General features: G+C 52.1%; 19 protein-coding genes. 10 read left to right on the top strand and 9 right to left on the bottom strand.

Annotation, left to right across the window (positions count from 1 at the left end; translation table 11 throughout):
* Nucleotides 1–23: 23 nt before the first annotated feature.
* The 6 genes from HC248_RS11400 to HC248_RS11375 all read left to right on the top strand — a co-directional run bounded on the left by HC248_RS11400 (nucleotide 24) and on the right by HC248_RS11375 (nucleotide 5,070).
* Nucleotides 24–1,376: an HlyD/EmrA/EmrK family protein gene (locus tag HC248_RS11400; protein ID WP_168922580.1), complete on the top strand. Its 1,353-nt coding sequence runs from the start codon at nucleotides 24–26 to the stop codon at nucleotides 1,374–1,376.
* A 96-nt stretch (nucleotides 1,377–1,472) separates the two neighbouring features.
* Nucleotides 1,473–3,074: a DHA2 family efflux MFS transporter permease subunit gene (locus tag HC248_RS11395; RefSeq protein ID WP_168922579.1), complete on the top strand. Its 1,602-nt coding sequence runs from the start codon at nucleotides 1,473–1,475 to the stop codon at nucleotides 3,072–3,074.
* Nucleotides 3,075–3,244: 170 nt separating this feature from the next.
* On the top strand, nucleotides 3,245–3,769 hold the full coding sequence (locus HC248_RS11390) for an antitoxin Xre/MbcA/ParS toxin-binding domain-containing protein (protein WP_168922578.1): 525 nt from the start codon (nucleotides 3,245–3,247) through the stop codon (nucleotides 3,767–3,769).
* The gene (locus tag HC248_RS11385; protein ID WP_168922577.1) at nucleotides 3,766–4,248 is read left to right on the top strand and encodes an RES family NAD+ phosphorylase; all 483 of its coding nucleotides are present in this window, start codon (nucleotides 3,766–3,768) and stop codon (nucleotides 4,246–4,248) included. Before HC248_RS11390 ends, HC248_RS11385 begins: the two co-directional genes overlap by 4 nt.
* Nucleotides 4,249–4,375: 127 nt before the next feature.
* Entirely contained in the window at nucleotides 4,376–4,738 is a 363-nt protein-coding gene (locus tag HC248_RS11380) for a type II toxin-antitoxin system RelE/ParE family toxin (protein ID WP_168922576.1), read from the top strand.
* On the top strand, nucleotides 4,735–5,070 hold the full coding sequence (locus HC248_RS11375) for a helix-turn-helix domain-containing protein (protein ID WP_168922575.1): 336 nt from the start codon (nucleotides 4,735–4,737) through the stop codon (nucleotides 5,068–5,070). The genes HC248_RS11380 and HC248_RS11375 overlap by 4 nt, the downstream gene beginning before the upstream one ends.
* A gap of 45 nt (nucleotides 5,071–5,115) precedes the next feature.
* Here HC248_RS11375 and HC248_RS11370 read toward each other — a convergent pair whose 3' ends face one another.
* The 7 genes from HC248_RS11370 to mutL all read right to left on the bottom strand — a co-directional run bounded on the left by HC248_RS11370 (nucleotide 5,116) and on the right by mutL (nucleotide 14,269).
* Nucleotides 5,116–6,492 (bottom strand): type II toxin-antitoxin system HipA family toxin, encoded by a 1,377-nt coding sequence (locus tag HC248_RS11370; RefSeq protein WP_168922574.1) that lies wholly within the window; start codon nucleotides 6,490–6,492, stop codon nucleotides 5,116–5,118.
* Nucleotides 6,492–6,773, bottom strand: a complete 282-nt coding sequence (locus HC248_RS11365) for a helix-turn-helix domain-containing protein (RefSeq protein WP_168922573.1) — start codon at nucleotides 6,771–6,773, stop codon at nucleotides 6,492–6,494. The genes HC248_RS11370 and HC248_RS11365 overlap by 1 nt, the downstream gene beginning before the upstream one ends.
* Before the next feature lie 183 nt (nucleotides 6,774–6,956).
* Nucleotides 6,957–8,009, bottom strand: coding sequence for a lipocalin-like domain-containing protein (locus HC248_RS11360; RefSeq protein ID WP_238342609.1), 1,053 nt, complete (start codon nucleotides 8,007–8,009; stop codon nucleotides 6,957–6,959).
* Nucleotides 8,010–8,053: 44 nt separating this feature from the next.
* Entirely contained in the window at nucleotides 8,054–10,615 is a 2,562-nt protein-coding gene (locus tag HC248_RS11355) for an FtsX-like permease family protein (protein WP_168923804.1), read from the bottom strand.
* Between the two features lie 19 nt (nucleotides 10,616–10,634).
* Nucleotides 10,635–11,285: an ABC transporter ATP-binding protein gene (locus HC248_RS11350; RefSeq protein ID WP_168922571.1), complete on the bottom strand. Its 651-nt coding sequence runs from the start codon at nucleotides 11,283–11,285 to the stop codon at nucleotides 10,635–10,637.
* Entirely contained in the window at nucleotides 11,282–12,271 is a 990-nt protein-coding gene (gene miaA, locus HC248_RS11345) for a tRNA (adenosine(37)-N6)-dimethylallyltransferase MiaA (protein ID WP_168922570.1), read from the bottom strand. Before miaA ends, HC248_RS11350 begins: the two co-directional genes overlap by 4 nt.
* Nucleotides 12,272–12,295: 24 nt before the next feature.
* Entirely contained in the window at nucleotides 12,296–14,269 is a 1,974-nt protein-coding gene (gene mutL, locus HC248_RS11340; protein WP_168922569.1) for a DNA mismatch repair endonuclease MutL, read from the bottom strand.
* 83 nt (nucleotides 14,270–14,352) lie between these two features.
* Here mutL and HC248_RS11335 point away from each other — a divergent pair, with 83 nt between their 5' ends.
* Entirely contained in the window at nucleotides 14,353–15,021 is a 669-nt protein-coding gene (locus tag HC248_RS11335; RefSeq protein ID WP_168922568.1) for a VTT domain-containing protein, read from the top strand.
* A gap of 139 nt (nucleotides 15,022–15,160) precedes the next feature.
* Here HC248_RS11335 and HC248_RS11330 read toward each other — a convergent pair whose 3' ends face one another.
* A complete protein-coding gene (locus tag HC248_RS11330; RefSeq protein WP_168922567.1) occupies nucleotides 15,161–15,373 on the bottom strand; it encodes a glycine zipper 2TM domain-containing protein in 213 nt (70 codons plus the stop codon).
* Between the two features lie 994 nt (nucleotides 15,374–16,367).
* Between HC248_RS11330 and HC248_RS11325 the strand changes: the two genes are divergently transcribed.
* Nucleotides 16,368–16,913, top strand: a complete 546-nt coding sequence (locus tag HC248_RS11325; RefSeq protein ID WP_202882379.1) for a helix-turn-helix domain-containing protein — start codon at nucleotides 16,368–16,370, stop codon at nucleotides 16,911–16,913.
* A 49-nt stretch (nucleotides 16,914–16,962) separates the two neighbouring features.
* Here HC248_RS11325 and HC248_RS11320 read toward each other — a convergent pair whose 3' ends face one another.
* A complete protein-coding gene (locus HC248_RS11320; protein ID WP_168922566.1) occupies nucleotides 16,963–18,012 on the bottom strand; it encodes a GntR family transcriptional regulator in 1,050 nt (349 codons plus the stop codon).
* 165 nt (nucleotides 18,013–18,177) lie between these two features.
* Between HC248_RS11320 and HC248_RS11315 the strand changes: the two genes are divergently transcribed.
* On the top strand, nucleotides 18,178–19,107 hold the full coding sequence (locus HC248_RS11315; protein WP_168922565.1) for a dihydrodipicolinate synthase family protein: 930 nt from the start codon (nucleotides 18,178–18,180) through the stop codon (nucleotides 19,105–19,107).
* Between the two features lie 40 nt (nucleotides 19,108–19,147).
* Nucleotides 19,148–19,903, top strand: a complete 756-nt coding sequence (locus HC248_RS11310; RefSeq protein WP_168922564.1) for an SDR family NAD(P)-dependent oxidoreductase — start codon at nucleotides 19,148–19,150, stop codon at nucleotides 19,901–19,903.
* The last annotated feature ends 26 nt before the right edge of the window (nucleotides 19,904–19,929 follow it).

Genomic DNA, 19,929 nt, shown 5'->3' with positions numbered 1-19,929 from the left:
TCGTCAGCCCAGAGATCAAGACCATGAACACACCCGCCTACCCAGCTCCTCCTGCTACTCCAGCCACCGGTAACCCAAAGCGTAAAAAAGCCCTGACCGCGCTAGCCGCCGTCGTCATTGTGGGCGCAGTGGGTTGGTCGATTTACGAATACATGGTGGCTCGCCACTATGAGTCCACCGACAACGCCTACGTGCAGGGCAATGTGATCTTGATCACGCCTCAGATAAGCGGCACGGTGATGGCCATCATGGCTGATGACACTGATTTTGTTAAAGCCGGCCAGCCGCTGGTGCAACTCGATCCGGCCGATGCCACCGTCGCACTGGATCAGGCCAAGGCCGCGCTGGCTCAAGCAGTGCGTCAAGTGCGCACACTGTTTGCTAATAACGGCGCTTTAGCGGCGCAAGTCACGCTACGTCAAGCAGATGTGACGCGGGTAAGCAGCGATGTACTGCGGGCTCAGAATGACTTGCAGCGCCGCCAGTCCTTAGTCGGCAATGGAGCGGTATCCAAAGAAGAGTTAAGCCATGCTCAAACCCGCTTACTGGAGACCCAAAGCCAAGTCGCTGCGGCTCAAGCCGGTGTGCTAGCCGCGCGCGAGCAACTCGCCAGCAACCAAGCCCTGACCGAGGGAACCAGCATTGACCAACATCCCGCCGTGATGATCGCAGCTGCCAAAATGCGCGAAGCATTTCTGACCACCCAGCGCGCGGCATTGCTAGCGCCGGTGGACGGCTATGTCGCCAAGCGCACGGTTCAGCTTGGTCAGCGCGTGGCGGCTGGCACACCCATGATGTCCATCATCCCGCTCAAAAATGTTTGGGTCGATGCCAACTTTAAAGAAGTTCAGTTGCGCGACATTCGGATTGGTCAGCCGGTTAAGTTGGTGGCCGATTTGTACGGAAAGAAGATCGAGTACAAAGGATTGGTTGCCGGCTTAGGCGTTGGAACGGGTGCAGCGTTTGCTTTGCTGCCCGCACAAAACGCGACGGGCAACTGGATCAAAGTCGTGCAGCGCGTGCCGGTACGTATCACGCTAGACGCCGAACAGTTGCAAGCTAATCCGCTGCGTGTGGGTTTGTCTATGCTGGCCGAAATCAATATCAGCAACACCGATGGCAAGCGCTTAGCAGATGAGCCGCGCAGCGCTGATGCCGCACTCAGCCAAGCCTTTTCCGCCAGCAACGACCAAGCCGAGCAATCCGTGCAGCGCGTGATTGCGGCTAATGCGGGTGAGAACTATGTCGCGACAGTAGCCAGCACAGCGGTCAAGCCAGGCCTTAGCGCTAAGCCCGTCCTGAAGGCGGTGTCCAAGACAGTACCCAAGTCCTCTGCTGCCAAAGCTGCAATTAAGCCGGTTGCCAGCGCGTCCTGAGCCTGCCTTCGACAAGTTTGGGCGGTTTTTTACCGCCTTGACTGAATGTCGCCAGCGAGTCTTGACCTCCTACTGATTTTTACTATTTAGGCTTTTATGGCTTTAGTTCCTGCACCTGCTAATCCGCCTCAGGCCGCGCCAAAACCGGCCCCGTACGTGGCGCCGCCGCCATTAACGGGTACAGCCCGTATTTTGGGTACGCTTGCCTTGTCGGCAGCGACCTTTATGAATGTGCTGGACACCTCGATTGCGAATGTGTCTTTGCCAGCTATTGCTGGTGATTTGGGTGTCAGTCCCAACCAAGGCACTTGGGTGATCACCAGTTTCGCGGTCTCGACCGCGATTGCTGTACCCCTGACTGGTTGGTTGTCCCAGCGCTTTGGTCAAGTCAGACTTTTTGTCACCAGCATCATGTTGTTTGTGCTGACTTCCTGGCTTTGTGGACTGGCGCCCAACATGGGCACTTTGATATTTTTTCGTATTTTGCAAGGCTTGGTGGCTGGCCCCATGATTCCGCTGTCGCAAGCCTTGCTGCTGTCTAGCTATCCCAAGGCCTTGGCCGGGCTGGCAATGGCGCTCTGGTCTATGACCACTTTGGTTGCACCGGTGATCGGGCCGCTGCTTGGTGGTTATATTACCGACAACATTTCTTGGCCTTGGATTTTCTACATCAATATACCGGTCGGCTTTGCCGCGGCTTTCATTACCTGGCGTATTTTTCAGAACCGCGAAAGCCCAACGCGCAAGCTGCCGATTGACTCTATCGGCTTAGCGCTGCTGGTAGTGGGTGTGGGCTCGCTGCAAATCATGCTGGACAAGGGCAAAGAGTTGGACTGGTTCCATTCTGGCGAGGTGATTGCGTTGGCCATTATTGCTGTGGTGGGACTGATTGCCTTCGTTATTTGGGAGCTCACGGAGGAGCATCCCGTGGTCGATCTGACCTTGTTTAAACGCCGTAATTTCTGGGCCGGCACGCTCTCGCTGTCCATCGGTTACGGCTTGTTTTTCGGCAATGTGGTGTTGCTGCCGCTGTGGTTGCAGCAGTTTATGAGTTACACCGCAACACAGGCTGGCTGGGTGCTGGCACCCGTGGGTTTAATGGCTTTGTTGCTGTCTCCCGTGGTGGGTAAAACCATTAGCAAGGTTGATCCACGCCGTTATGCCGTGTTTGCGTTTTTAGTGTTCGCGCTAGTGCTGTGGATGCGGTCTAGGTTCAGCACGCAGGCAGATTTTGAAACCATCATGATTCCAACCGTGATTCAAGGCGTGGCAATGGCGTTTTTCTTCATTCCGCTGCTGACCATTACGCTTTCAGGTTTGTCGCCGGATCGAATCGCTGCAGCGTCTGGTTTGTCGAACTTTGTGCGTATTACCGCCGGCTCTTTTGGTACCTCTATCGCCACCACAGTTTGGGAACAGCGTGCCGCCGTTCATCATGCGCAGTTAAGTGAATATGTGAACCAAGGCAGTTTGGCGGCTAACAGTGCTATTGATGGTTTGAGAAGCTCTGGCTTGGGCATGCAACAAGCTTTGGCCAGCATTAACCGTATGGTCGATCAGCAGTCTTACACGCTGGCCGCGAATGACGTTTTTTATGCTTCTGCGGTTATCTTTTTGATGCTGATACCGGTGGTTTATTTGACTCGACCGGGCAAGCCGGATGCCGCAAGTGGTGATGCGGCGGCTGGCGCGCATTGAGATTTTTAGTCTTTTTGAGGTGGGTTTAAATCGGCTTAGGCCCAGCCTTAAAGACTTGAGTTAAAGCATAAACCACCACCTTGTACGGCTACGTTCTGGGTGGCGTTTATCTGATGCTCTGAAAATTGTTGTATGTTGCAAACACCGCATCACTATGCTTTAATTGCAGCATGACCAATCTAATCGCCATCCACCGAACACTCAGTGGTAAACCCAGAAGACTAGAGCTCTCGACCATCTGGCAATTGATTTTGGGCCACGACGCGGCGCTCAAATCGGCGCGTACCCAAGTGGCATCACGCCCGCTGCAAGGCTTTAAACTTGGCAATGACGAGGCCTACAAAATCCTTAAAGTAGGGATTACTAGCAAGGCCTTAGAGCCAGTCGGTGATTTCATGGGTTTGAGTAAATCGCTGATGGCGAACTACCTTGATCTTGACCGTGGAACAGTCACTCGACTGGCGGCAAAAGATCAAATCCTGCCTACGCATGCAGCTGAAAATGTATTGCGCTTATTAGAACTGGACGGCATGGCGGCCGAGACTTTCGAGACCGAAGCGGAGGCATCCGCATGGCTAAATCGCCCGCACCCCATGCTGGACGGCGAGACACCTCTGGCTGTGGCGATGAATTCATTCGGCGCGCAGCGGGTTAAAGACATTTTGCTGGCGATTAAATATGGCGGCGCTGCTTGATCTCAGTCTGGCGAATCGGCTATTGCCCTAGGCCCCAACCACCAGACAAAGCAATTTTGTCTTCTCTAGGTCACGGCTCAACCTTGGGCAATGGCCGCTGGCATACCAAGGGTCAGTTGCAAATAGTTTATGCCGGCGCGTCTCGGGCGCTGTGCCAACTTGAAAAACGTGTCCATTGCAACGGGGCAAATCCAGCCAATCAAGTGCTCATGCGGCTCGATATTCCCGAGGCTGCGCCAATCCACGATATCAAGAAATTGGGCTTGCTTGATAACTGGCGCAGCAGCGAAGCGATCACGCAATCATTGGGTTTAGATTGGCTCGCCAGTGGTGCTAGTTTGGGACTTTGGGTGCCGTCCTACCTTGAGCCTGAAGACAAAATATTGCTCATCAACCCGGCTCATCATTTGTACAGCGCTATCGAGCTGAGCGTAGAACGCAATCCGTTTACTTTTGATCCGCGTTTGTTTGCGACCTAATAAGTTGAGGAAGGCTATTCTTATTGAACCCACATAGCTACATTAGGGGTTTTGTCGGCGCAGCGCGGATTTTTTAAAAAAGCTAATTCGTTTCGCGCTTTATACTATTTAATGTATACCCCAACTTATGCTCACAAACGAAAAACCTCTCCGATGGATTGGTAGCAGCTACAAAGATTTAATGGCTTTACCTGCTGATGTGCGGAGCTTTTTCGGCTTTGCGTTGTCATTAGCTCAGGCTAGTGATAAACATGACTCGGCCAAGGTTCTCAAAGGCTTTGGCGGTGCTGGTGTGCTTGAAGTGGTGGATAGCGATGTGGGTGGTACTTACCGTGCTGTGTATAGCGTCAAATTTTTTGAGGCAGTGTTTGTTCTTCACTGCTTTCAAAAAAAGAGTAAGTGCGGTATTGCTACGCCCAAGGAGGACATGGACATCATTTATGCCCGGCTAAAAGTTGCCGAGACATTTATAAAAGAGTTGCGAAAATGAAAACTAAAATCATAGATGGCGTTGAAGTACACATTGGCTCTGGCAATATATTTGCTGACCTTGAGCTTGCCGATGCAGACAAACTCAAAATTAAAACAGGCTTGGTGATTGAGATCAGAAAAGCCCTGCGCAATCTGGATTTGACCCAACAAGATGCGGCTAAACGCATGGGTATCACCCAACCCAAGGTATCGGACATGATGCGCGGCGACTTGAGTAATTTGTCCGAACGAAAATTGATGGATTGCTTGACTCGGCTAGGCTTTGATATTGAGATTTCAGTGCGACCTGCCAAAACCTTAATCGGGCATTTGATGCTGTCTACTCACTAAAAGCGCGAGTAAATTGTCAACACTAAAAGCAAGATTTCATAAACTTCAAAGTATCTTTTCTGATGTATTTGAGTCAGATTCAGCTGCTTTTCCCGCACGTGCGAGTCCAATATTGAACTGTTTTATGTGGCGCCTAACGCCATGAAATAGGCTGTTTGCCAACTTCACGGGAAAGTCAGTGGGTAAGCGCTGCTCAACCTGCTTAAGCGCTGCGTCTAAACCTTGCGTCATGTCCAGCATGGCCTCCCATGCGCCATCAACGGTGCTACGCGTGGCCAGTGCTTGCCAGTGGCGCGTTTGGATTTCCGAGAGCTTGTAATGTGCCGTCTTGCTGTGCACAGCCATGGCTAACTTTGTTTCTTTGTAGGCAAGGCAATTTGGCCCTGTGCCAATCAGTGGCCAGGCTGAGTGCACATCGTATAAAGGCGTCATCCGATAGCGTCCGCCAGGCAGCATAAACAGAGAAAAATTCTTGCCATGGCCGTCGATAGCCGCCAAAAACCAAAACAATAATTGGGCACACAAAAAGCATCGGCCATCTTCATGAAAAGCCTCGCCACCTTTAAGAACTTCTAAGCATGTCTCCATACTAGGTCCGCCGTTTTGTTCGTACTTTTGGTCGTTGGACAAACCTTTGGCTTGGCAAAAATCTTCTTGCGGTAAACGGGTAATCGATTCTTGTTGGTGCTTTCGGTCAAAGCGTTCGACCACCAGCACACGCCTATGGCCAAAGTTCTGCATTTCGCATTTAGCCACCGGCAAACCAAGTTCTTGCGCAATTTGCATGCAAAGCCATTCGTTCTCTACCGAATGCCTCATATCCAAGTTGCGCCCTTGCGTTATTCCAATGGCCGGCTTGAGTATGTGAGTGGTCGGTGTAGCGCCTAGAGGTCTGCACCACTGGCCGGCTACTTGCAGTAAGGCGGTTTTTTCTTGTGCGCCAGCAATCGACAAACGAAAGTCTTGCTCGTCGTCCTGATTTCCTGCGCCGGCAGCAGAACCCAAGGCGGCTAAATGCTTTTCGATTTGCTCGTTTGAAAGTAGCGCGTAGTTGATTTCGTCAAAGCCCTCTGGGCTAGCGCCGACTGGCAGCAACTGCACAGCGCCCACGCAGTCCCGTCCTATGGCTTGTAGTAGCGTGAACGCAGCTGTGTCTTTGGTGCTTAAACGCAAGCTGATACGCCGGCTGATACGCTCCCTGATACTCTGGCTGTCCGGTAGTAAATTGTCGAAATAGTTTCTTACCGCATCGCCTTCTAATCGGTTGTTTGCTGTGAAGGGTAGTGACAAGGACAGCGGTCGGCTGCGTATTGATGCACGCCACTCGGGCGCATAGTCGAGTTGGTGATTACCGGTGCGGCCTATGCTCCAAGTGCCGACAAATTCCCCGTTCATCCAAATAGAAAGTGAACGCGCGTTCATCACCATTCACCTTTGGGGTAGCTGTCCAATAGTTTGGGCGCTGTAGAGGTCGAGACAGCCGGTGCTTGTAGATCGCGCAAAACCAGAGCGACGCCTAAAACCTTCAAAATTTCTAACAGCTGGCCGGCACTGACCGCCGCAGGATTGCGCTCTATCGCCGCGATGCGCGACTGCGAAAGTCCGAGTTTGCGACCCAGTTCGGCCTGGTTTAGCTTGCGAGCTTTGCGCATTGAGCGCAGTTGAGGTGTGAGTTGGTCAGAAATTGAGATCAAATAGTCCATGACGAGATACCACTTTTGAGTAATATTTGCATATTATTACTTAAAGATGGTAATGTCAAAAAATCATCTTAAGATAATAATTTGTGGATATTACCTGTAGGTAGTCAATACGAATTCGGCACTTCTTGTTAATTAAGCTTTGATAAAGCGATGAACTCAACAGCGCGGCCAGCTTGAGCCCAACTACATTTGCAGCGCCTGCCCATAGCCCGTCATCTCCAAATAACCCAAGCCTAAACGCTGGCCTTTGGCATCAAGCAGCTCGCTCAAACCTTCCCAGTAAATCGAACCGGTTGATTGGCGGCTGTCTAGCTCTTGCGCGTCTATCAGTGCGCGCACGGTGTAGTTGGCGTTTGGTGTTTTTATTTGCCACTGCACCGGATAAGTAATTTGGCTGAGCGGACTTCGCCAGGTTTTAAGCGCTGTAAAAACCACCTCGCCGCGCTTGAAAATTCTCAGTTCTTGGCTCGCTGTGCGAGAGGAGCCGCCATCCCATACCGTGCCGCCGTCTTTGTCGCGCAGCCTAAACGCGGTCAGTGCGCTGCCGTCGTCTAAATTCATACCTATCCAATCCCAGCCGACTGCCGTCGGCGCTAGCACTTCTTCGCTCCACTCATGGTCTAGCCAAGCTTTGCCTTTGACCTCGAAATTTTTTCCCTGCAGTTGCAGCACTCCGCTGGCCGCTAGTTGCGGCTGGCTGTAGTAATAACTGGCTTGACGCTCGTCTGGCCCCTTGCGCGACAGGCCTTGATTGCCTTGCAGCAGCATGGGTTGGGTTTCCTTAAATTCCAGCGCTAAGCCGAAGCCGATGGCCGGTAAATTGGCTTTGTAGCGTCCGCCTTCAGCGCTTAACGACCAGTCGCGCAGCAACACCGACATATCGGTTTGACTGGCACTGGCAATGCCGAAACCGGCACGCGCAATGCGTTGGTCGTGCCAGATTTTTTTGCCTTCTATGTCGCTGATGGCGGCATGTGCGAAAAGCAATTGCTGGGCTGCAAACTTAGACTTCATGGCCGCAGTGCCGTCAACTCGGGCGCTGAAAAAAGTCAGCTGAAAACCAAATTGCCTTTGACCTGAACTGGCCTGACCAGTGATGTACCACCACTCCGTTTTAAAGTCAGGATGTGCACCGCGGTCACGCGGGAACACCAAGGTCTTAGCTGGTAAGGCTTGCACTAAACTTGTCGCCGTCAAACCATAAAACCCTGCCAGTGAACTCAGGCCGGCGTGCATCAGTTGTCGTCTTGAAAAATTTAACATCTCAAACCACCAATTTTTTACCAGTCTTGCCGGACTGCGAGTACCGCATCCCGCCCGGCGGCTGAACGTGCAGCCAGCCAAGCGGTTAATGTGCCAGCCGCAATCACCGCTGCACACAGCGCGGTCAGCCGCAACCAAGGCAGAACCAAATCCATAGTCCAATGAAAGCTTTGTGGGTTCACCACTTTGACCAACACCACCGCCACCGCTAAGCCCAAAAGTAATCCGGCCAAGCTGCCTATCACCGTCCAAGCCGCGCCCTCGCCGGCGACCACCGTCAGAATTTGCCGACGCGTTAGGCCTAGGTGAACTAATAGGCCAAACTCTTTTCGCCGCGCCAATACTTGCGCACTAAAACTCGCTGCCACACCAAATAAGCCAATCGCAATCGCCACACCTTGCAGCCAATACGTCACGGCAAAACTGCGGTCAAAAATCTTCAGGGAAATAGCGCGTATCTGACTCGTCGAGGCAAACTCAATCAAGCTAGCTGCACCATAGCGTTGGTCGGCTACTTGCCGGGCTGATTTTTCAACACTGCTAGCGTCGGCACTAGGTTGCAGCCAGAGACCTAAGTCGTTGATTCGGGTGTCGCCGCTTAAGCGCTGAAAGTCTTTCAGGTCAATCGCAATCGCACCGAACTGCCGCGCATAGTCGCGCCACACGCCGGCGACAAAAAATACCGTGGTGCTTGGCTTTTTATCTATCGATTGTGCGAAAGCCGCCGCCAATGGGGGAAACACTGTGCCGGGCTTTGCGCCATACAAGTCAACCATGGCTTCACTGACGTAAATCCCCACCTGTCCGGTTGGCACCGGCAAGACGTTTGCTATCAGCGGCAAGCTCTCTGCTGGTTCACTTAAGTCACGTGCAACCAGCGCAATTGCGGGTTGCGTCGGCTCAAGCAATAACTGCGTAGTTCGCAGTGCGCTGACTTTGCGAACGCCCGGCAAACCGCTTAAATCGGTGACGAATTCGCGGCTGAAAAAAACCGTTTCTCCGGCCCCAGCAGAGCCAGAAGGCGCTGCCGTGCGCAGGTATAAATCAGCCGGTAAAACTACGTCCAACCATTGGCTGACGGAATCACGAAAGCTGGTGACCATGACGGTTAACGCCACTGCCAGACTAAGCGATGCGACCACGCCACTCACGGCGATCGCTGCGCTCTCGCGCACGCGGCGGGCGCGCTCGACCGCCAACATGGGCAGCAAGCGCTGTGAAACCCATGGGCTGAGTCGGTCGTAAAGCAAGGCAATTAACCAAGGCAATGCGCCAATGCCGCCCAGCAGCAGCAAAGCCACCGAGATATAAGCTGCCAGCGGTATGCCAAATATTGGCGGCAGCATAGCGAGTAAACCGCTGCTGGCGATCAAGGCCAGACTTAACCAGTGGCTGCTTTGGCTAGGCGCTGCACCACCCAAACCTTTAAGCGTTTGCGCCGGTGGCAGTTTTTGCGCGGCCCGCGCTGGCCACCAACCGCCGACTAAACAAGAGGCCAAGCCCAGCGCGCCATAAACTAAAGCGGCTTGGCCGCTCCACTGCAGCGAAGGCGCTACGCCAGCAAAATAACCACCGCCTAAGTCACCCCCTAAGACCTTGAGTGCGACAGCTGCCAATGCGCTACCCAGCGCAATACCAGCGGCGCTGCCGACTAAGCCTAGTAGTGCGGATTCAAGCAACACCAGCGCCAATAACTCACGTGCACGCAGCCCCAACACTGCCAGCAGTGCGAACTGCTGCGCGCGTTTTGCCACGCTGAGAGAGAGCACAGAAAAGACTAAAAATGCACCGGTAAACAGCGCCACCAGCGCTAATACCGTCAGGTTAACTCGGTAGGCGCGTGACAAATTACTCACCCTCTGTGCTGCGTCTCCCGGCTCTGCTGCCGTCACACCAGCGGGCAATTGCAATGATTGAATGAATGCTGCGTGATCGACACCAGGTTTGAGCTTGACGTCAATCCGCGTGAGCTGACCGCTGCGGCCAAACAGCTCTTGCGCCGCGCCAATGTCCATCACTGCCAAGGCTGCGCCGCTAGCGCTGACGCTCCCAGCCACATAAACCGATTCAAGCTGCAAACCGTTTTGCAGTTTGAATGCTTGGCCTGTTAACGCTTGTCTTGCTGCCGGATTTAAAAATACTGCGCCGGGTGCGAATAGTGCAAAACGGTCACTGTCTTCGCTAGGCACTGGCATCAAAGCGGGTGCGAGTTGTGCCACGGCCAGCGCGTCTAAGCCGAGCACCCGCAGCGCTACGCGTTGGCCTTGGGCGTCGACCGCATAACTGGCTAACTCCAATACCGGACTGGCCATAGCCACTTCGGTTTTGGCGGCGACGCGGGCATACAGCGTCTCGTCAAAACTGGCTTGCACGGCGCGCAATTCCAAGTCAGGCTGACCATTCACAGCGCGTACTGCTTGCGAGAATTCACTCAGCGCAGAGGCGTTAATAAGGTGCACAGAAAACGCCAACGCCACGCCCAGCATCACGGCTGAGACAGCGGCCAAATTGCGCCACGGGTGATGCAGCAACTCGCGCCAAGACAGTTGACGCAACAGGCGCAGCAAAGTGCTGGCCATGCTGACAGTGGTGAGGGTTTTAGGCTGCACGTATGCCATCACTGCTCAAAATTAAAACCCGGTCTGCGCGCGCGGCTGCAGCTTTTGAATGGGTTACCAACACCAGCGCTGCGCCATGCTCTTGGGTCTGCGCAATTAATGCATTCATCACGGTGGCGGCGGTTGTGGGGTCTAAGTTGCCGGTCGGCTCATCGGCTAATAGCAATGCCGGCTGATGCACCAATGCTCGCGCAATGGCCACGCGTTGCAACTGCCCGCCACTGAGTTGCTGCGGCAGTCGCGTGCCCAGTCCTTGCAGGCCAACCGCCGCCAACATTTTTTCAACCCGGTCATCGATTTGCTGGCCAAGCAACAACAGCGGCAAGCCTACGTTTTGTGCCACATCCAAATGCGGCAGCACGTGAAAAGCTTGGAATACAAAACCTACATGACGGCGGCGCATCAAAGCGCGTTGGTCTGCATTGAGTTGACTCAAATCTTGACCCATTAGCGTAACGCTGCCTTCGTCCCAATCATCTAAGCCGGCCATGCAGTTCAAAAGTGTGGACTTGCCGACACCCGACTCACCCACAATAGCGACAAATTCGCCAGCCGCTACTTCTAATGAGACGCGGCTAAACACACTGGTTTCGGCATAGCGTTTGGAGAGATTTTTTAGTTCTAGTTTCATGTCTGTTGCTGCATTGCTTTGGCCGTTAAATCGATTACCCGCTGCAAAGCATCAGGCTTATCGCAGGCAATAATTTGGCGCTCTGGCATGGAGCGCAACCAAGTGATTTGGCGCTTGGCGAGTTGACGCGTAGCAACTATGCCTTTGTCCTTGAAGTCGCTCCATTCAGCGTTTGAGAAGGGTCGCTCGCTACCTAGCTGATCGAGTGCCGTCCACGCTTGTCGGTAACCCACGCAGCGCATAGACGGTAAATCAATGTGCAAGTCGCCGCGTGCGCGCAAGGCTTTGACTTCGGCCATAAAGTCTTGCGCCAGCATGGCTTCAAAGCGCTGAGCGATGCGTAGGTGTAGCCAACTTCTGTCATCTGGTTCTAAGGAAATTAAGCGCGCTGCACCGGCTTTGGCAGCGCTGTCTTTTTCTGCGCTCTGGCTGTGAAACGAGGACAGGGCTTGGCCAGAGACGGTCCAGACTTCTAGCGCGCGCGAGATGCGCTGAGAGTCTTGCGGCTGTAAGCGCGCAGCGGTCACAGGATCACATAAAGCGAGCTGCGCATGCATAGCCGGCCAGCCTTTTTCTAGCGCAAGGCTAGCAATTTCTGCGCGCACCTCTGGGTTGGCCTTGGGCATGTCGTCCAAGCCTTCAAACAAAGCCTTGAAGTAAAGCATGGTGCCGCCAACCAGTAGCGGCGTTTTACCGCGTGCGTGAATCTCAGCCATCAGGGTATTCGCATCGGCGACGAATTCTGCTGCGCTATAAGCCTGCAACGGGTCACGAATATTAATCAGGTGGTGCGGTACTGAAGCCAATTCTTCTATCGTGGGTTTCGCCGTGCCGATATCCATGCCGGTGTAGACCAAGGCTGAATCGACGCTGATGATTTCGACGGGCAAGGTCTTGGCGATGGCAAATGTGGCGGCAGTTTTGCCCGCAGCGGTCGGCCCGGCGAGCGCGAGATAGGGGAGGGTAGAGTTTTTCAATCGGGTCATTTATGGCGCGTAGTGGTCGCTGACTTACCTGCCGCGCATGAATAAACTGTCGAGCTCGCGAACCGTGATTTGCCGCCAGGTGGGCCGACCGTGGTTGCACTGATCGGATCGTTCTGTGGTTTCCATTTGGCGCAGCAAGGCATTCATTTCTTCAATCGTGAGTTTTCGGTTGGCGCGTACTGCGCCGTGGCAAGCCATGCTGGATAACAACTCGTTTTGCGCCCGCTCAATGACTGTGCTGGCATCGTGCTGCGACAGCTCAGCCAGCACGCTGCGCGCGAGTTCAACCGCATCGCCATCCGCTAGAGAACTGGGCACAGCGCGCACTGCCAGCGTTTTGGGTGAAAACGGCACTATCTCTAGTCCCAAGCTGGCCAAGGTTTGTGCATTGGCTTCTGCGCAAGCGACTTCTTGCGCGGTGGCCGCAAAGGTTGCGGGGATTAATAAAGGCTGGCTGGGAATGCTTTGCTCACCCGACTGTTTGAGATCGGCCATCTGGTTTTTTAAACGTTCATAAACAATGCGCTCATGGGCCGCATGCATGTCTATGACGACTAAGCCTTGGGTGTTTTCAGCCAGCACGTAAATGCCTTGCAACTGGGCGATGGCGCGGCCTAGCGGCCATTCACCTGGGGGTAAATTACTGGGTCCTGATCCTGTTTTTGCTGATGAATTCGAAGCGTTTATCCAGCCACTCGCTGCATTAGTATCCATTGGACTTGGCGGCGTGACGGGCGGACGACTTGGCCACATGGCCTCAAAACCGGGCTGACCCGTGCGTTTTTCTGCACCGAAATACATAGCCGGCTGGGCGCGGTACAAGGGGCTGGCGGGCTTGTTGTCTGCTGGCTTGCCGAAGAGGCCTGTGGCTAAGTTTTCTTGAACCGATAGTGGCGCAGCAAAGGACAAGTTCGATGCAGTATTCGCAAGCGGTGCTTCGCTGCCCAGCTCCGCCAGCGCGGCACGCGGTAGGGCGAGTGCGTTTTCAGCCCCATGGCGCACGGCTTGATGCACTTCGCGGCTGTCTCGAAAACGCACTTCAATCTTGGTCGGGTGCACGTTAACGTCAACTCGCGCTGGGTCCACATCTAAGTAGAGCGCATACACCGGCTGGCGTTGTCCGTGCAGCACATCGTCATAGGCACTGCGTGCGCCGTGGCTGATGACTTTATCGCGCACATAGCGGCCGTTGACATAGGCAAACTGTAAGTCGGCACGGGCTCTGGCTGCGTCGGCAATACCGGCTCGGCCCCAGACTTTTATCGAAGGGCTACCGTCTTCGCGCAGTGCAGCGCTTTCGTAATACACGGCAACTGACTTGCGAATGAATTCTTCACCCAACACATCCGCTAAGCGCTGGTCTTGCGCATTCTCGCCACTGCAGGCGCGCCACTGCTCGACTAATTTGCCCTCGTGCCAAACGGCGAAACCCACGTCGGGACGCACCAGCGCATGGCGCCGCACGGCTTCTACGCAGTGAGCTAGTTCGGTGGCATCAGTCTTTAAAAATTTGCGCCGCGCGGGTGTGGCGTAAAACAGTTCGCGCACCTCGACGCTGGTGCCGCGTGCACGGGCGGCGGGTTTTAACTCGCCACTTCTGCCGTCGAGCTGCCAAGCATGTGGATCGCTCTCGGTGCGGGATAGCAAACTCATGTCGGCGATGGAGTTAATGGCGGCCAGCGCCTCGCCTCTAAAACCCATGGTGCCTACCGATTCAAGGTCTTGCAGCGAGGCAATCTTGCTGGTCGCATGGCGTCTTAAGGCGACAGGCAGTTCTTCGCGCGGAATGCCTAGGCCATCGTCTTCCACCAATATCAAACGCACACCGCCGGCTGAAAGGCGCAACGTGATTTGACTGGCTCCGGCGTCCAGCGCATTGTCGAGTAATTCGCGCACTACAGAGGCGGGGCGTTCAACCACTTCGCCGGCAGCAATCTGGCTGATCAGCTCGTCGGGCAGGTCACGTATTGGGCGGCGGGCTGTGGGTGTTTGACTCATGGCATTTGATTTTAGAGCTTGGCGCGTGGCGCCCTAGCCGCTGCTGCCTAAGACCCGTCATCAAGACCTGTCAAAATCCTGCCATGGAAATCGTAACTTATCTTTTGGACTTCATTCTTCACGTCGACAAGCACTTGGAGACCTTTATCGTTAGCTACGGTGCCTGGGTTTATGCCTTGCTGTTTCTAATTATTTTTGTCGAAACCGGGCTGGTCGTCATGCCCTTTTTGCCCGGCGACTCATTGCTGTTTGTGGTCGGTGCGATGTGCGGCGTAGGTTTGATGAGCTATCCGCTGGCCGTGGGTTTGTTGTTTGTCGCTGCGGTGATGGGCAACCAATGCAATTATGCGATTGGGCATTATTTTGGGCCCAAGGTTTTCCAATGGGAAGACTCTAAGTTCTTCAATAAAAAAGCTTTTGATCAGGCACATAGCTTTTACGAGCGCTACGGCGGCATCACCATAGTGGCGGCGCGATTTATGCCGTTTGCCCGCACTTTTGCGCCTTTTGTGGCGGGCGTCTCGCGTATGACGCGCAGTAAATTCACTTTTTATGACGTGACAGGTGGCGCGCTCTGGGTTGGTGGCATCGTGAGCGCGGGATATTTCTTCGGTAACGTGCCTTTTGTCAAAGCGCACTTAGACAAGATTATCTGGGCCATGATTTTCGTGCCCGGTGTATTGATATTGTTCGGCGCTTGGAAGGCTAGGCGCAATGCACGAACGGCTGAAGCGCTAAGTAGCAAGGAATAATTTTTACACGCAAAAAAGACGGTATTCTGAATCTCAGAAACCGTCTTCTTAGGGTCTGTGCCTAAGCACTTAGTGAAGCGATTTTCGCTTCACTAATTAACTTTTTTTATGCCTTGGCAAAGGTTTTGCCAAAGTGCTTTTATCGCTTGCCGAGCTCGTTGCCGATTAGTGCGCCACCAGCTGCACCACCTAGCGTACCAAGTGGTCCACCAAGGACTGCATTGCCGACAACGCCACCGACTACTGCGCCCGCAGCTGTACCGATTTGTGGGTTGGTCAGGTGACCATTAGCGCATCCGCTCAACACAATGACGAGGGCTGCTACCGTAGAGAGTAAAAGTTTCGAGTTCATATTTATCACCTTGTTAAAAGTTTCAGGCTCTGCTTGAATTCGATCCCCCTTTTGTGTGTGTGGGCCTTCGCTCAACAACTTGCCTGTATGAAGATATTAAGTCACTTGTTAATTTGTGTGTGTAGGAAAAACGGCAGCAGCATTGTGAGAATAAACAGATGCAAATCAATACATTTTTCCTACGGTCATAAGGCGTTAATGTTTGATGTCCATCAATAAGTAGCCTTTATGCTCTACTTTCTGTGCTGTGGATTCAAGCTATGCCAACTAAATCTTAGCCAGCTTAGCTTTTGAAATCTGTAGTTCATACGGATAAATCGTGTATTAGCTGAAGGCTGTAATTTCTGTGCAGCGTGTGGTCAATAAAGATCGATGCCCATCAAATAGTCGTTAGGTAGAAATGTCTTTATCGATGAATTTACAGTAATTCGGTGAATATTACCTCTAGCTACACTTGGCTTATCTATGTATCTGGCGTGTAAAAATTAAATGTTTATTTGGTTAAAGAAATGTATTCAAATACAGATTTTTCTCATATAAAAATTACTTTTACTAGTCACTAATACTTAGTTGAAATTTTTTTATAAGTATTACAACTGCATTACATTTTAAAAAATTATTTTGATAAAAAGAATCAATTAGTCATCATCAAGAAACTAAAAAATCTACAGAATTAAGCGCTAACTTATCAGCGATGGAGTTTTAAGCAGTTGGCAAATTTTTCGTCGAACTATCAATGCGTCGTATATTTTTAGATTTTTATAATCGCAGTTTTATCTTCATTTTTTGATGATTAGGACACAAGAAGTAGTACATATAAATTGTTTTAAAAACTCAAGTTTTAGATGTATCTTCTAGTTAAATAAATTGTTCTTTTAATTAAATATTTTTTTAATCTATGACGAAACATGTTGACTTTAAAGATTGAGAACTCATTTTTAATATTTGTTGTGACAAAATAAGTTATTCAAAACCTAATCATGAAAATTGCATTATGAATCTCGCAACAGTCTTAAAAAATGAAATTTCTCGTGTGGCCCGTCAAGAAGCTCGCGCTGAAAACGTAGAACTCAAAAAAATCAGCGTGCAATACCGCACTGACATAGTCGAACTTGAACGCCGCGTAAGCCATCTCGAACGGTTGTTGTCGCGTCAAAGCGTGTCAACAGACGGCACTGATGTAGCTGATGAGTCAACCAAACCTAAAAAAGTCGCAAAGGCTGTAAAAGCAGTCAAGGCAGCAAGAACTGCAAAAGCGGTGAAATCAGCCGCTACAACACCGCTTGAAGATCAATCCTCGACAGTACGTTTTAGTGCCAAGGGTTTGGCCACTCAAAGAAAGCGACTCGGTCTTTCGGCTGCGAATATGGGCAAGATTCTTGGCGTCTCTGGCGGTGCGATTTATTTGTGGGAAGACGGCAAGACTCGTCCCCGCGTTAATCAGTTGCCAGCGATTGCTAATTTGCGCAAGCTGGGCAAAAAAGAAGTGGCAGTCAAACTCCTTGCGCTTGAAACTGGCGTAGAAGAAGTGGCTGAATAATTTTCTCTGACGCTTGTGCGCAGTGCTTATTGCTTCGAAGTGTGATTTTTTAAATCAACTTTTTAACCAACTCTATGTATGAAAGTTTAGGGTTGGAAAAATTTTCCCGCACATGTGCTGCGCGCAACAATACTTTTCGAGACGATTTTTCTAAATGTGTTCTGAGTAAATCTTGCGCTTTTAAGCTGTCTTGTTGATCTATGGCTTTGAAAATTGCTAAATGCTCGGCTAGAAATGGATCTAGCGGCGGCATAGGTGCTGATTTTCCCAGTACATGCTTGCCCAAAGTTAGCAGGCAACGTGTGCGCTCTAGACTCTGCAGTAATTCCTTATTTGGACATTGCGCTAAATAGTCTACGTGTAAATCATTTTCAAGTTCATCGAGTGCTTGGCGATCAACTTTAGGATAGCTATGGATGGCTTTTCGTAAATTCGCCATCATGGATTTTGAATCTTTAGAGCCTACTTTTTCTGGGCTGGTTTGTAATTGACTTTGTATTTTTGTGGCCGTTGATGCGGTCATTGCTGAGGCCAAAGCGGCGGGCTCTAATAACCAGCGCAATTCATAAAGTTGCTCGATCCGGTTATCGTTCAGCGGCGTGACTCTCCAGCGTGAGCGTTCATCTTTTTCAGTAATTCCCAACCTCTCGAGTCGCAGCAACACATCGCGTGCGGCCATACGGCCAACGCTGTAATGGCGGGCTAATTCAACTTCGTTAATGCGGTAGTCGCCAAATACGGATAGGTGAACGACATCGCGCTCTACCGTCTCGTAAATGGCTTGCCAACCCGTTAGCTTGCGCACTGGTTTGCGCGCGGCGGTAATGCCCAGCATGCTGGCTTCAAGTTCCCGCCTGAGTGGCGTTAATCCTGCTGGGCCAGCGGTATAACCGCGTCCATCAAAGCGGCTGATAAGGCCTTCACTTTTTAGTGCGCTCAAGGCTTGGCGCACCGGCGTGCGCGTCGCACCCAACAGCTCAGCGACATGACCTTCTATTAACACCAAGCCTTTTTCGATTAATCCACTTTTAATGGCGCGTCGCAGCAGATGGCTAATTTCCGCATAAATGGGACCGGGCTTGGAGGAGATTTTTTTCATTTGATCGACTTTTGCATTGAATGACTTTGCTTATGCTAACAAAGTACATGCTCAATAATGGCTACTGCTATCATGAGTCATTTGTTGCCAAAGCTAGATGATGCTTCTTTTTTCTTGGCTCTAAAAGCGCTGATTTTCTCTCTTGCTATTTAGGAAGATAAGTCCATGCCCCAGACACCTATTGCTCGCTACAAAGGCGTGTTCCCAGTCGTACCTACCATCTTCACCTCTAACGGTGAACTGGATTTGGTAGGTCAAAAACGCTGTGTGGATTTCATGATTGATGCGGGCTCTAACGGCTTGTGCATATTGGCCAATTTCTCGGAGCAGTTTTTACTCTCAGACGCTGAGCGCGAAGTGCTCACCCGCGAAATACTTCTTCATGTGGCTAGCCGAGTGCCAGTCATAGTCACCACCACGCATTTCTCTACCAGCGTTTGCGCCGCCCGTTGCCGTCAAGCAGAGGACTTGGGTGCGGCTATGGTGATGGTGATGCCGCCCTATCACGGCGCGACGTTTCGGGTCTCTGAAGCAAAAATATTTGAGTTCTACGCGGCCTTGTCAGATGCGATTGATATTCCCATCATGGTTCAAGATGCACCGGCTAGCGGGACGGTTTTGTCAGCTGCTTTTCTGGCCCGTATGGCCAGAGAAATTGCGCAGTTGTCTTATTTCAAAATCGAAACCGCTGGGGCGGCCTCTAAACTGCGTGAACTGATTGCGTTAGGTGGTAGCGCTGTCGAAGGCCCTTGGGATGGCGAAGAGGCAATTACCTTAATGCCTGATCTTGACGCCGGTGCAACTGGCGCTATGACGGGCGGCGGTTACCCCGACGGCATACGTCAGATTGTGGATGCTTATGTAGCCGGCCGGCGCGCCGATGCGCAGGTCGCTTATCAGCGTTGGCTGCCACTGATTAACTACGAGAACCGTCAGGGCGGCATTCTCACCGCCAAGGTCTTGATGCATGAAGGCGGCATCATCGCCAGTCCTGCTGCACGCCATCCTTGGCCAGATATGCAGCCTGCGGTTCGTACCGGTTTATTAGAGACTGCGCGGGCACTCGACCCTATGGTTTTGCGTTGGGGTAAATAAGGCATATCGCCATAATTTTTTGCACTGAAAGGCTGTTGCGATGGACGACTTAAAAGCGAAAGTGGTTTTAATTACTGGTGCCTCTACTGGCATAGGCGCTGCTTGCGCGCTGGCCTTGGGCGCTTTGGGCTGTCAGGTAGTGGTGCATTACAACAGCAGCAAAGACGCAGCTTTAGTAGTTGCTGCGGCAATTGAGGCATCAGGCGGTCAGGCTTTGGTGCAGCAAGCAGATTTGCGCCACAGCAGTGCGTGCGAAAGCTTGGTCGCGGCCAGCGTTAAACGCTTTGGCCGCATCGATGTGCTGATTAATAATGCCGGCGCGCTGGTGCAGCGCATGCCGATTACTGAAATCACCGACGCGGTGTTCGACGACATCATCAGCTTAAATGTGAGGTCCATGCTGATGTGCACCAAATACGCTGTGCCGCATATGCCGGCTGGCAGCAGCATTATCAATTTGACCAGTGTTGCCGCACGTCACGGCGGAGGCCCGGGCGCTGCCATGTATGCCGGCTCCAAAGGCTTTGTTAGCACTGCCACCAAGGGCTTGGCTAAAGAATTGGTGCCCAAAGGTATTCGCGTTAACGCGGTCTCACCTGGTGTGGTGGTCACGCCGTTTCATGAGAAATTTTCAACCCCAGCGCAGATGGAAACGATGCGTCAGACCATACCCATGGGCAGGCTGGGCACGGTTGATGAATGCGTGGGCGCGTTTTTGTACTTTGCCTCAGAAAAAATGTCTGGCTATGTGACCGGGCAGGTGATGGAAATTAATGGCGGGCAATACATGCCTTGAGCTGGTACGGTTGGTGTGATTGGCAT

Source organism: Polaromonas vacuolata, assembly GCF_012584515.1.
In the GTDB taxonomy this organism is placed as follows: domain Bacteria; phylum Pseudomonadota; class Gammaproteobacteria; order Burkholderiales; family Burkholderiaceae_C; genus Polaromonas; species Polaromonas vacuolata.
Note: the sequence above shows the minus strand (reverse complement) of the source record. Positions and strands in the feature narration are given on the sequence as shown.